The organism is Cellulosimicrobium sp. SJTW-1, assembly GCF_047716875.1.
In the GTDB taxonomy this organism is placed as follows: domain Bacteria; phylum Actinomycetota; class Actinomycetes; order Actinomycetales; family Cellulomonadaceae; genus Cellulosimicrobium; species Cellulosimicrobium funkei.
Genome location: NZ_CP136680.1, coordinates 3,478,398 through 3,490,695 on the forward strand (window position 1 = coordinate 3,478,398; position 12,298 = coordinate 3,490,695).

The 12,298-nt window shown below is 76.4% G+C and carries 11 protein-coding genes; 2 read left to right on the forward strand and 9 right to left on the reverse strand.

The window, feature by feature from the left end; translation table 11 throughout:
- Positions 1 to 37 precede the first annotated feature (37 nt).
- From RSE42_RS15620 to RSE42_RS15655, 8 genes are all read right to left on the reverse strand, one after another.
- Positions 38 to 556 (reverse strand): DUF3180 domain-containing protein, encoded by a 519-nt coding sequence (locus tag RSE42_RS15620; protein ID WP_415297012.1) that lies wholly within the window; start codon positions 554 to 556, stop codon positions 38 to 40.
- Positions 556 to 3,192, reverse strand: coding sequence for a 2-amino-4-hydroxy-6-hydroxymethyldihydropteridine diphosphokinase (gene folK, locus RSE42_RS15625; protein WP_415297014.1), 2,637 nt, complete (start codon positions 3,190 to 3,192; stop codon positions 556 to 558). Before folK ends, RSE42_RS15620 begins: the two co-directional genes overlap by 1 nt.
- Before the next feature lie 120 nt (positions 3,193 to 3,312).
- On the reverse strand, positions 3,313 to 4,200 hold the full coding sequence (folP, locus tag RSE42_RS15630) for a dihydropteroate synthase (protein ID WP_144681046.1): 888 nt from the start codon (positions 4,198 to 4,200) through the stop codon (positions 3,313 to 3,315).
- A gap of 64 nt (positions 4,201 to 4,264) precedes the next feature.
- Complete coding sequence (folE, locus tag RSE42_RS15635; RefSeq protein ID WP_051028623.1) at positions 4,265 to 4,918, reverse strand: GTP cyclohydrolase I FolE; 654 nt, start codon at positions 4,916 to 4,918, stop codon at positions 4,265 to 4,267.
- Positions 4,918 to 7,020, reverse strand: a complete 2,103-nt coding sequence (gene ftsH / locus RSE42_RS15640; protein WP_043659730.1) for an ATP-dependent zinc metalloprotease FtsH — start codon at positions 7,018 to 7,020, stop codon at positions 4,918 to 4,920. The genes folE and ftsH overlap by 1 nt, the downstream gene beginning before the upstream one ends.
- A 178-nt stretch (positions 7,021 to 7,198) precedes the next feature.
- On the reverse strand, positions 7,199 to 7,753 hold the full coding sequence (hpt, locus tag RSE42_RS15645) for a hypoxanthine phosphoribosyltransferase (RefSeq protein ID WP_021479810.1): 555 nt from the start codon (positions 7,751 to 7,753) through the stop codon (positions 7,199 to 7,201).
- Positions 7,754 to 7,759: 6 nt separating this feature from the next.
- The gene (gene tilS, locus RSE42_RS15650; protein ID WP_415297017.1) at positions 7,760 to 8,896 is read right to left on the reverse strand and encodes a tRNA lysidine(34) synthetase TilS; all 1,137 of its coding nucleotides are present in this window, start codon (positions 8,894 to 8,896) and stop codon (positions 7,760 to 7,762) included.
- A gap of 3 nt (positions 8,897 to 8,899) precedes the next feature.
- Positions 8,900 to 10,027, reverse strand: a complete 1,128-nt coding sequence (locus RSE42_RS15655) for a zinc-dependent metalloprotease (RefSeq protein ID WP_415297019.1) — start codon at positions 10,025 to 10,027, stop codon at positions 8,900 to 8,902.
- Positions 10,028 to 10,112: 85 nt separating this feature from the next.
- Here RSE42_RS15655 and vapB point away from each other — a divergent pair, with 85 nt between their 5' ends.
- Positions 10,113 to 10,346 (forward strand): type II toxin-antitoxin system VapB family antitoxin, encoded by a 234-nt coding sequence (gene vapB / locus RSE42_RS15660; protein ID WP_021482085.1) that lies wholly within the window; start codon positions 10,113 to 10,115, stop codon positions 10,344 to 10,346.
- Positions 10,343 to 10,765 (forward strand): type II toxin-antitoxin system VapC family toxin, encoded by a 423-nt coding sequence (locus tag RSE42_RS15665; RefSeq protein ID WP_021482084.1) that lies wholly within the window; start codon positions 10,343 to 10,345, stop codon positions 10,763 to 10,765. The genes vapB and RSE42_RS15665 overlap by 4 nt, the downstream gene beginning before the upstream one ends.
- 34 nt (positions 10,766 to 10,799) lie before the next feature.
- Here the strand turns inward: RSE42_RS15665 and dacB are convergent, their stop codons facing one another.
- On the reverse strand, positions 10,800 to 12,212 hold the full coding sequence (gene dacB / locus RSE42_RS15670; RefSeq protein ID WP_415297021.1) for a D-alanyl-D-alanine carboxypeptidase/D-alanyl-D-alanine-endopeptidase: 1,413 nt from the start codon (positions 12,210 to 12,212) through the stop codon (positions 10,800 to 10,802).
- Between the last annotated feature and the right edge of the window lie 86 nt (positions 12,213 to 12,298).

A 12,298-nucleotide genomic window follows, 5' to 3' on the forward strand; every position in this document is an offset into this window, starting at 1 on the left:
GACCGGGTCGTGCACAGGCCGGGGCGGAGGGCGCGTCTCAGGCGGGCGTGCCCGCGCCCGGAGTCTCCGGGTCCTCGCGCGCCACCGAGCCCTCGCGGCCCTCCCGGCCCTCGCCGCGGTCGTCGGGCGGGAGCTGGCAGAACCGCTCGGCCACGAGCCCGACGACGGCCAGCACGACCGCGCACGCGGCGGCCACCCCGGCCGCGAGGGCCCGGTCGCGGAACGCGTCGATCGAGAGGTCGGGCAGGGCGGCGAGCACCTGCGCGCCGTACCAGCCCGTCAGGAGCGCGCCCGTCAGCGCGGCCGCCTTCGCGAGGACGAACGTGCGCGCCGCCCGGATCGCGTCGAGCGACGGACGCTTGCCCTGCTGGTACGCGCGCACGGTCCAGCCCGCCCAGAAGACGGCTGCCGCGAGCGCGAGGACGGTGACGTCCACGATCCACGGCACCGCCGGCAGGAGCGTGCCGCGGCTCTGGAGCAGGCGCACGACGAACCACCCGCCGACGGCGGTCGCGACCGCCACGAGCAGCAGGGTGCGGACGGAGGTGCGCCGCATCAGCGCTCGTCGTCGCGACCGTCGCCGGACACCGGCCCGAACGGCGGCCACGGGTCGTTCGCCGGGAGCCCCGCGTCCGCGAGCGGGCCGGGGGCGGACGCCGGTCCGCCGCCCGAGACCGGCGCGAACGGCACCGACCGGATGATGTCGTCACCGGACGACGCGGCGTCCGCGGGCGGCTGCGGGTGCGCGGGCTGCGCGACCGGCTGCTGCGGCGCCGTCGGCACGGGCTCGGGCGCGTGGACCGGCGGGAAGACCGGGTGCGCGGGTGCGCCGTGCTCGGGGAAGCGCGCCGCGTCCTGAGCCGGGGCGGGCCCGGCGTCCGGGGCGTGCCCGGCGTCGGGCGACGACGGCACGGGGTGCGACGGCGGCCGGTTCGACGGCCCGGGGAACGGGGCGACGGGCACGCCCACGTCCTCGCGCGGGTCGAACGAGCCGTCGGGGACGATCGGCGGGGCCGCCCCCTCGGGCGCGACGCCCTCGGAGACGGGCGCGAAGACCGGCCGGGCCGGGAGTGCCTCGCTCGGTGTCACGGTCTGCGGGAGACCGGCCGGCTGCGGCACGACCGCGGGCTGGGGCGGGGCCGCCGGGGGCGCGGGCTCCGGGGCGGGCGGCTGCGGCGGCTCCGCCTGCTGGACGTGCGGCGGCTGCTGCGGGGCGGGCTGCTGCTGCGGGGCCGCGGGCTGCTGCGCGAGGGGCTCCTGCACGAGCGGCTGCTGCGGCGCCGGGTGCGCCTCGTGCGGCGGCACGGGCTGCTGCGGCGCCGGCTGCTGCGGTGCCGGCTGCTGCGGTGCCGGCGCGCCGTCGGGGGCGGGCACGCCGCCGCCGGGCGTCGCGGGACCGTCGTACGGGGCGGCGACGGGACCGGAGTGCGCCTGCTGGTAGGGGTCGGGCACGTCGACGGGCGCGGGCGGGGGCGCGGCGTCCGTGCTGCCCGTGGTGACGGGCACGGCGCCCGTCGGGTCGGGGGCAGGGTCCGTCAGCCAGTCGAGCGCGAGCCACCGGATGCCGCCGCGGTCGGGCGCGGTCGCCGCGAGGGCCGCGACGGGGCCGCCCCCGAGGCCCGGGAGCACCGCGTCCGGGTCGATCTGCGACCACGGCTCGAGCACGAACGCCCGCTCGTGCGCGCGGGGGTGCGGCAGCTCCAGGTCGTCGGCGACGGCCGTCAGCGTGCCGTAGACGATGAGGTCGACGTCGAGCGTGCGGGGACCCCAGCGCTCGTCGCGCACCCGGCCGTGCGCCTGCTCGACCGCCTGGCACGCGCGCAGCAGGTCGCGCGCCGACAGGCGCGTGCGCGCGAGGAGGACGGTGTTGAGGTAGTCCGGCTGGTCGGGGCCGCCCACGGCCTCCGTCCGGGCCAGCGGCGAGACCTCCGTGATCTCGAGACCGGAGATCCGGTCGAGGTCCGTGATCGCGTCGCGCAGCGTCTGCTGGGCGTCGCCGAGGTTCGCGCCCAGCGCGAGCACGACCTCGACGAACCCGGCGGGCACGTCGTCCATCCGGTCGTGCTCGACGGGCGCGGCCACCTCCGCGGCGTCGTGCGCCCCGCCGGGGGCCTCGTCGCGCGCCGGGGCGGGCTCGGCCGCGGCGCCGTACGGCAGGGGCTCGGCCTCGGGGGCGGCGTGCTCGACGGGCGCGGCGTCGCCGGGGACGGTCTGCTGCTCGCCCGACGGCGCGCCGGGCGCGACCGGCGGCGCGTCGTGGTGCAGCACGTGCTCGGCGGGGCCGGCCGCGGGGACCGACCCGGCGACGAGCTCGTCGTACGACGCCGCCTGCTGCGAGTGCGGCGCCGCGTCGTCGTGCGCGGGCTCGCCGCGGTCGTCGGGCGCGGGCTCCGCGTACGGCGCCTCCCCGTACGGGGCCTCGCCGTACGGTGCCTCCGCGTGGGTCTGCTGCTCGGAACGGTCGTCGCCGGGGACGGCGTCGTCCCGGACGGCGGGAGCCTCGCGGGTCGCGTCGAGCGCATCCTCCGGGGATTCGGCCGCCGTCGCACCGGACTCGGCCGCGGTCCGGGCGTCCTCGCCCGGGGCACCGGCCGAGCCCGGGAGGATGCTGGGCGGCATGACCTCGGGCGCGGGGGCGAGCGGGGCCCGGTCGTCGGGCGCGGGGACGTCGCCGACGCCGTGGATGAGCGCGGGGGCGACCGACCCGACGGGGATCGGCCCGACGGGCTGCGCGTCGCGCGACCCCTGCTCCCCGCGGCGCGACAGCGGCGCGACGACGGGGACGACCACGCGGTCGCGACGGATGACGACCTCGACGTCCTCGAACGGGACCGTGATCGGCGCCTGCGGCTTGTGCACCGCGACGTCGACCGCGACGACGTCGTCGTGCGTGAGGATCGTCGCGGCGATGCGCTCGGCGACGGTCTCGACGAGGTCGGCGGGCGATCCGGCGAGGACCGCGACGACGTCCTCGGCGACGCCCGCGTAGCTGACGGTCCGGGACAGGTCGTCGCCGCTCGCGGCCGCGCGCGTGTCCAGGTGGAGCACGACGTCGGCCCGGAAGAGCTGGCCCTGCGCCTTCTCGTGCTCGAAGACGCCGTGGTGGCCCGTCGCGCTCAGGCCCGTGAGGCGGATCCGGTCGAACGGCCGTCCGTCCGCGTCGAGGACCGCTCCTGCGAACGCTGTGGTCACGTCGTGCTCCCGTCCGGTGCTCCGTCGTCGCCCGCCGGGGCGGGTCGTCGTCACCGTGTCTCGTTGCGTGTGTCGTGCTGCGCCGGGCCGCCCGCGCCGCGGGGCCCCTCGCCCATCCTGCTAGGTCGTGGGCCGCGCCGTCGAGTCGCTCCCGGCCCTCGGTCGGTCCGCCGGCTGCGCCGCGCCGCCGTCCGCGGGACGCACGACCTCGTCGCGGGCCCGGCCCCAGGCGGCGGCGACCCGCACGGCGTCGGCGGACGCCCGGACCGCGTGGACCCGCACGCACCACGCGCCCGACGCCGCGGCGAGGGTCGTGACCGCGGCGGTCGCGTCGTCGCGCAGGAGCGGCGGGACGGGCCGCCCGTCGGAGCGCGCGAGGAGGTGCCCGAGGAACCGCTTGCGGGACGCGCCCACGAGGACAGGCAGGCCCAGGGCCTCGAGCTCGCGCAGGCGCGCGAGCAGCGGCCAGTTCGACGACCCGGCCTTCGAGAAGCCGAGACCCGGGTCGAGCACGACCTGCTCGCGCCGTACGCCCGCCGCGAGGAGCACGTCCACGCGCGCGGCCAGCTCGTCGCGCACGTCCGTGACGACGTCGTCGTAGTCCTCGAGGTCGTCCATGACGTCCGCGTGCCCGCGCCAGTGCATGCAGACGTAGGCGACGCCCGTGCGCGCGACGACGTCGGCCATCGCCGGGTCGGCGAGACCGCCGGAGACGTCGTTGACGAGCCGGGCGCCCGCCGCGACCGCGCGCTCCGCGACGACCGCGCGCGTCGTGTCGACGCTGACGACCGCCCCCTCGGCCGCGAGCGCGGAGATCACGGGGAGCACGCGCGCGAGCTCCGCCTCGACGGGCACCCGGCCCGCCCCGGGGCGGGTCGACTCCCCGCCCACGTCGAGGATGTCCGCACCCTCGCCCAGCAGCTCGCGCCCGTGGGCGATCGCGGCGTCCGGCTCGAACCACTCGCCGCCGTCGGAGAACGAGTCGGGCGTGACGTTGACGACGCCCATGACGAGCGTGCGTCCGACGTCCGCGAGCTCCTCGAGCCCCGCGACCACGAACCGGTCCACGGGCCTAGCGCCCCAGGATGAGGCTCATCGCCTCGGCCCGCGTCGCGCCGTCGCGCATCTGGCCCCGCACCGCCGACGTGACGGTGCGCGCGCCGGGCTTGCGCACGCCGCGCATCGACATGCACAGGTGCTCGCACTCGACGACGACGATCGCACCGCGGGGCTTGAGGTGCTCCACGAGCGCGTCCGCGACCTGGGACGTGAGCCGCTCCTGCACCTGCGGGCGGCGCGCGTACACCTCGACGAGGCGCGCGAGCTTCGACAGGCCCGTGATGCGGCCGTCCACGTTGGGGATGTACCCGACGTGCGCGACGCCGTGGAAGGGCACGAGGTGGTGCTCGCACGTCGAGTACACCTCGATGTCCTTGACGAGCACCATCTCCTCGTGGCCGAGGTCGAAGGTCGTGGTCAGGACGTCCGCGGCCTCCTGGCGCAGGCCCGCGAAGATCTCGCGGTACGCGCGCGCCACGCGGGCCGGGGTCTCGCGCAGCCCCTCGCGGTCCGGGTCCTCGCCGACGGCGAGCAGCAGCTCGCGGACGGCGGCCTCCGCGCGGTCCTGGTCGTACGGCGGGACGTCCGCGGGGGCGCGCAGGCCCTCCGCCGACCGGGCCGGCGTGATCGCGCCCGCGCCCGCCGAGGCGCCCGTGGGGGTGCCCATCAGTCCTGCCCCGGCTCGCGCACGTCCGTGACGTCCGTGGTCGTGTCGCGGCCGAGCGCGCGGTCGAGCGGGCTGTCCGCGGGCACCTCGCCGATGCGCTCCGGGGGGAGCTCGTCGTTCGCGGCCGCGGCCTCGTCCTGCGGGATCACGGGCGCGCCGTTCTGCGCCGCCTTCTCGGCGTCGGTGAGCACGGGCCCGCGCTGCGAGACGGCCCGCTGTTCGCTCGAGAGCCAGACGTCGCGCGGGGCGCGCTTCTCGACCGGGGAGAACACGCGCGCGAGCTCGGCCTGGTTCAGCGTCTCCTTCTCGAGGAGCTCGAGCACGAGGGCGTCGAGCACGTCGCGGTACTGCGTGAGCACCTCCCACGCCTCGTCGTGCGCGGCCTCGACGAGCTTGCGGACCTCGTGGTCCACCGTGCCCGCGACCGACTCCGAGTAGTCGCGCTGGTGGCCCATGTCGCGGCCGAGGAACGGCTCGCCCGAGCCGGAGCCGAGCTTGATCGCGCCGACGCGCTCGCTCATGCCGTACTCGGTGACCATCTTGCGCGCGATCGCGGTCGCCTTCTCGATGTCGTTCGAGGCGCCCGTCGTCGGGTCGTGGAAGACGAGCTCCTCGGCGACGCGACCGCCCATCGCGTACGCGAGCTGGTCGAGCAGCTCGTTGCGCGTCGTGGAGTACTTGTCCTCGGTCGGCATGACCATCGTGTACCCGAGCGCCCGGCCGCGCGGCAGGATCGTCACCTTCGTGACGGGGTCCGTGTAGCGCATGGCCGCCGCGACGAGGGCGTGGCCGCCCTCGTGGTACGCGGTGATCTTCTGCTCCTTGACGTTCATGACGCGCGTGCGCTTCTGCGGACCGGCGATCACGCGGTCGATCGCCTCGTCGAGCGCCCGGTCGTCGATGAGCTGCGCCCCGCTGCGGGCGGTGAGGAGCGCCGCCTCGTTGAGCACGTTCGCGAGGTCGGCACCGGTGAACCCGGGCGTGCGACGCGCGACGGCCGCCAGGTCGATCTCGGGGACGATCGGCTTGCCCGCCGCGTGCACCCGCAGGATCGCCTCGCGACCCTTGAGGTCGGGCGCCTCGACCGCGATCTGGCGGTCGAAGCGGCCCGGGCGCAGGAGCGCCGGGTCGAGGATGTCGGGGCGGTTGGTCGCGGCGATGAGGATGACGTTCGTCTTGACGTCGAAGCCGTCCATCTCCACGAGGAGCTGGTTGAGCGTCTGCTCGCGCTCGTCGTGGCCGCCGCCCATGCCGGCGCCACGGTGGCGGCCGACGGCGTCGATCTCGTCGACGAAGATGATCGCGGGCGAGTTCTCCTTGGCCTGGTTGAACAGGTCGCGGACACGGCTCGCGCCGACGCCGACGAACATCTCGACGAAGTCCGAGCCGGAGATCGAGTAGAACGGCACGCCCGCCTCGCCGGCGACGGCGCGGGCGAGCAGCGTCTTGCCCGTGCCGGGAGGGCCGTAGAGCAGGACGCCCTTGGGGATCTTGGCGCCGACGGCCTGGAACTTCTCCGAGTCGGAGAGGAACTCCTTGATCTCGTGGAGCTCCTCGACCGCCTCGTCGGCGCCCGCGACGTCCGCGAACGTCACCTGCGGGGTGTCCTTCGAGACGAGCTTGGCGCGCGACTTGCCGAAGCCCATGACGCGCGAGCCGCCGCCCTGCATGCGCGACAGCAGGAACCAGAACAGCACGCCGATGATAAGGAACGGGATGAGCAGCCCGAGCAGCGAGGACCAGAACGAGGGTTGCGCGACCTCGGAGTTGTACCCGTCCTTCGGCTCCGCGGCGACGACGGCGTCGACGACCGCCTCGCCCTGCGGCTGGACGTAGTAGAACTCGACGTTCTTGCCCTTGTTCTCCTCGGTGTCCGTGCCCTCGTCGGCCACGTAGTCCTCGGACAGCGTGAGACGCACGCGCTGGTCGCCGTCCACGATGAGCGCCTGCTCGACCGTGTCGCCCGAGAGCAGCTCGAGGCCCGCGGACGTGTCGATGCGCTGGACCGTGGGGCGCGACAACGTCGCGAACGCGATCCACAGGATCACGAGGCCCAGGACGATCCAGACGATCGGCCCACTGAGAATCTTCTTGATGTTCATCGGCGACGGGGCGTGCGCCCCGGATCCCTCCGCTCGCGCAAGTGTTCGGGCTCGAAACTACACTCTGGACCTTGGCGCCTGCTGGGGATCTTCCCTCTGTTCGCCCAGGGCGTGGTCCGTACTTCCTGAGCAGCTCCCTGGGCGGTCCGGGCGGGCTCGTGGCCCGCCGCCGCCCGGCTCAGCTCGAGTAGACGTGCGGCGCGAGCGTCCCGACGAACGGCAGGTTGCGGTACTTCTCCGCGTAGTCGAGGCCGTAGCCGACGACGAACTCGTTGGGGATGTCGAAGCCGACGTAGCGCACGTCGACCTCGGTCTTCGCCGCGTCGGGCTTGCGGAGCATCGCCGCGATCTCGACCGACGCCGGCCCGCGCGAGCGGAGGTTCGACAGCAGCCACGAGAGCGTGAGGCCCGAGTCGATGATGTCCTCGACGATGAGCACGTTGCGGCCGGTGAGGTCGGCGTCGAGGTCCTTGAGGATGCGCACGACGCCCGACGACTTGGTGCCCGAGCCGTACGACGACACGGCCATCCAGTCCATCTCGACGTGGCTGTGCAGGCGGCGCGCCAGGTCCGCCATGACCATGACGGCGCCCTTGAGCACACCGACGAGCAGGAGGTCCTTGCCCGCGTAGTCACGGTCGATCTGCGCGGCGATCTCGTCGAGCCGCGCACCGAGCTGGTCCTCGGTGAGCAGGATGTTCTCGAGGTCGCCTGCGACGTCCGATGCTTCCACGGGGGGTCACTCCTGAGCTGGGGGGAGGGGGGAGGTGCCGGCCCGGCGCGTTGGTCCCGGGCCCAGGGAAAGCCTGCCACACGCACGCGACGCCCTGCGGTCGCCCGGGAGGTGCACCGGGCCCTGGCCGCGCCACGCGGTGACGAGCGCGTCGAGCGCGTCGACGTGGACGGCGAACAGGTCGCTCCCCGGGCACCCCGCGCGCAGCGCCGCGGACCGCAGCGCCCGACGCCGCAGCGCCGGGTGCGCGGCGGCGAGCGGGCCGACGTCGAGCACGACCGTCGGGCGGGGCGCCGCTCCCCTGCCGCGACCAGGGTCCGCGCCGGGGCCGGGGTCCGCGCCGGAGGCGGGGTCCGCGCCGGGAGCGGGGTCCGCGCCGGGAGCGGGGTCCGCGCCGGGTGGGACGAGGGCCGCCGCGAGGAGGTCGGCCGCGAGCGCGTCGAGGAGGTCGGCGTCGTCGCGCAGGAGGTCGGCGCTGCGCGCGAGCGCGGGCACCGCGCCCGGGCCGAGCACGTCGACGAGCGCCGGCACGACCCGCCCGCGAACCTGCGAGCGCAGCGGCGGGCCCGTGTTCGTGGGGTCGTCCCACCAGTCGAGCCCGAGCGTGCGGCACACCGCCTCCGTCTGCGAGCGCCGCAGGGCGAGGAACGGGCGCCGGTACGCCCCGCGCCGCGGCGCCATGCCCGCGAGCGAGCGCGCGCCCGCCCCGCGGGCGAGGCCGAGCAGCACCGTCTCGGCCTGGTCGTCGAGCGTGTGGCCCAGGAGCACCGCGCCGGCGCCGTGGGCCGCCGCGGCGTCGTCGAGCGCGGCGTACCGGGCCGTCCGGGCGTGGGCCTCCGGGCCGTCGCCCGCCGTCGGGACGACGACGCGGCGCACCTCCACCGGGTCGAGCCCCAGGTCGCGGCAGCGCTCGGCGGCGTCCGCCGCGACGGCGGCGCTGCCGTCCTGGAGCCCGTGGTCCACGACGACGGCGCCCGCCCGCAGCCCGAGACGCGGCGCCACGAACGCGGTGGCGGCCGCGAGCGCCGTCGAGTCGGCGCCGCCGGAGCAGGCGACGAGCCCCGTCGCCCCTGCGGGAAGGTCCGCGAGCGCGCCGCGCACGGCGTGGCGCGCGGCGGCGACGACCGGCGCCGGACCGCCCACGGCTCAGCCGTGCACGCGGCGCACCCAGGCGCGCGCGTCGGCGATCTCACGGGCCGTGGGCAGGTTCTCCGGGGAGGCCCACACGGCGTTGAAGCCGTCGCGCCCGACGTCCTTCTCGACCGCGCGGACGAACGCCGCCCCGTCGCGGTACTGGGCGATCTTGGCGTCCATGCCGAGCAGGCGCCGCAGCACGACGTCGAGGCCGGAGCTGCCCTCGCCGTCGCGCCGCGCGTCGAACTTGCGCCGGATGCTGCGCACGGTGCGCACGGTGCGGGGCCCGACGGCGTCCATGGCGACGTCCGCGTGGCCTTCCAGGAGCGCCATGACGGCCGTGACGTCGGCGAGCCGGTCCTGCTCCTCGGGCGTGAGGAGGCCGTCGAGGAGGGTCGTGCCCTCGCCGCGCACCGCGTGCAGGACGGCGCGCCCCACGGCGACGAGCTTGTCGCGCAGGCGGGCCTCGGCGAGGCGTCGCGACGACGCGGAGAGCTCGGTGAGGAGGTCGCCCGCGCGCGTGCGCAGGTGGTCCGCGAGCCACGGCGCCGCCGCGAACTGGAGGGCGTGCGTCTGCTCGTGCAGGCACACCCAGAGGCGGAAGTCGGCGGGCCGCAGGTCGAGCGCGCGCTCCACCTGGAGCACGTTGGGCGCGACGAGCACGAGCCGGCCGGGGCCCGCCCCCGCGGCGGCCTGCCCGCTGTACGGGTCGAACTGTCCGAGGACCCGGCTCGAGAGGACCGCGAGGACCGACCCGACCTGCGCGGCGCCGACGAGGGCCGTCGCCTGCGGCACGCGACCGCTCTCCCCCACGAGCGCCTCGGTGACGCCCGTGGTGAGCGACGCCATGATCTCGGTGTTGGCGCGCGCCCAGCGGGGCCGGTCCACGACGTGCACCGTGCCCAGCGTCTCCGGGGTCCCCGCGACGGGCGTCATGCGGGTCACGTCGAGCACGTGCGGGACGGCCTCGCCCGCCGCGGTGCGCAGCCCCTCGACGAGGTCGGCCAGCTCGGCGCGCGACGCCTGGGGCCCCGGGCGCGCGAGGCGCCCGGAGATCTGCGCGGCGGCGGACCAGTCGACGACCGACCGGTCGCCGCGCGACGGGCCGTGGGGTCGGCCGTCCTGCTCGACGAGAGTCACCGGCCCACGGTAACCCGCTCGCCCGGCCGACGGGTTCGAGGACGACCGGAGGATATACTCTCGGGATATACGACGGGAGGTCGGCATGGTGCGCACGACGGTGTTCCGCAGCAACCGGACGCAGGCGGTCCGCCTGCCCAAGGCGGTCGCGCTGCCCGACGACGTCCGGGAGGTGGACGTCCGGGCCGTCGGCCGGTCACGGGTCATCACCCCGGCCGGCTCCGGGTGGGACGAGTGGTTCGAGCACGGCCTGCGCGTCGGTCCCGGCTTCCTCGCCGACCGTGACCAGGGCACCGCGGACGAGCGCGAGGCCCTGTGAGCACCCTCTACCTGCTGGACACGAACGTGCTCGTCGCCCTCCTCCGCGGGCACGGCGCGGCCGCGCGGCCGAGGCTGCGCGAGGCAGAGGGGCGCGTCGCGGTCTCGACCGTGAGCGAGATGGAGCTGGAGTACGGCGTGGAGCGCTCGCAGGACCCGGCCCGCAACCGGCAGGCGGTCGACGAGCTGCTGTCGCTCGTCGACGTGCTGCCCTTCGACAGCCTGGCGGCGATGCACGCCGGCAGGGTCCGGGCCGTCCTCGCGGCCCGCGGCACCCCTGTCGGCCCGTACGACGCGCTCCTCGCCGGGCACGCCCGGTCGCTCGGGCTCGTGCTGGTGACGAACAACGTGCGCGAGTTCTCCCGCGTGCCCGGCCTGGAGGTCGAGGACTGGCTGGCGGACGCGACGCACGGCCCCTGAACCGGGAGCCCTCCCCCAGACGTGGCGCGGCCCGTCAGGCGGAGCAGCCGCACTCCGCGAGCGACGCGACGAAGTCGTCGAGGATCAGGCGCGCGCCGTAGGTGCCGCCGTCCGGGACGGCGTCGGCCATGAGGGAGAACACGAGGAGGCGGTCGTCCGCGGTGACGACCGTCCCGGCGAGCGACGTGACGTTCGGCAGGCTGCCGGTCTTCGCGCGCACGACGCCGCGGCCCGCGTTGGCGAGGTAGCGCTCGTCGAGCGTCCCGGACAGCCCTGCGACGGGCAGGCCCACCGCGCCGGGCCGCAGCCGCGGGTGCGCGGGGTCGGCCAGGAGGCCCACGACCTCGTCGAGCTGTGCGGGCGTGACGACGGATCCGTCGCCGAGCCCGGACAGGTCCGCGAGCGTCGCGCCCGTGAGGTCGACGCCGAGACCCTCGACCGCCGCCCGCACGGCCTGGGTCGCGCCGGCACCCGAGCCGGGCAGGCCCGCGTCGAGCGCGACGACCCGGCCGACGACCTCGGTGATGGTGTTGTCCGAGTGCTGGAGCAGGTACGCGACGACGTCGCCGAGCGGGGCGGACTCCACCTCGCCCACCGTGCGCCCCTCGCTCGGCGCCGGGGCTCGCACGACGTCCCCGGAGACGGTGACGCCCTCCTGCGCGAGCGCGGCCACGAACGCCTCGGCTGCGGCGAGGGCCGGGTCCTCGGCGCGCGGCGCGTACTCCTCGTCGGTGAGGCGCGCGATGTTCACCGCGAGCGCCGCGACGGGCGCGACGTAGCCGTTGCGCACGCTGGCCGGGTCGACGGTCGGGGCGACCGCGGGCCCGGTGAACAGCGTGTCGTCGAGGCGCAGCGAGATCGTCGTGCGTCCCGTCAGCCGCAGCTCGCCCGCGACCTGCGCGGCCAGGTCGCCGAGCCCGGCCCGGCCGTTGACCGCCGTCGGGTCCCCGGCACCGGCCGCGAGCATCATGTCGCCCCCGCCCACGAGGTACACCGTCTCCTGCCCCTCGAGGACGGCTCGGGTGGGCAGCGTGGTGTGCGCTCCCGGCGAGGTGAGCGCCGCCGCGGCGGTGAACGTCTTGAGGGTCGACGCCGGGACGTGCCCCACGCTCTCGCCGGCAGCGCCCAGCACCTCGCCCGTCACCGCGTCGGTCACGAGGACGCCCACGCGCGGGCCGAGCCGCGTGTCCGCGACGAGCCCGTCCACGAGCGTCTGCACCGCGCCGGTCGCGGGGACGGGCGCCGCGTCGTCGAGCGCCGGCAGCTCCACCTCGAGCGGCGGCGCGGCGGCCGCGCCCGGCGCCTGCGGGAACGGCGGCGGCTCCGGGACGGGCGGCTCGAGCGTCAGCACGCCGGGGACGACGTCGTACGCGTCCGCCACGGCGTACCCGCCCGCGAGCGCGAGCACCACGCCGACGGCCACGCCCGTGCGCGTCGCCCAGCCCATACCTCTCCCTCGGTCAGCCCTGGTCACCGGGGCGCGTCGTCCGCCCGCCCGTCCCCGCCGGTCAACGGTCGTCGGACCCGCCCCCC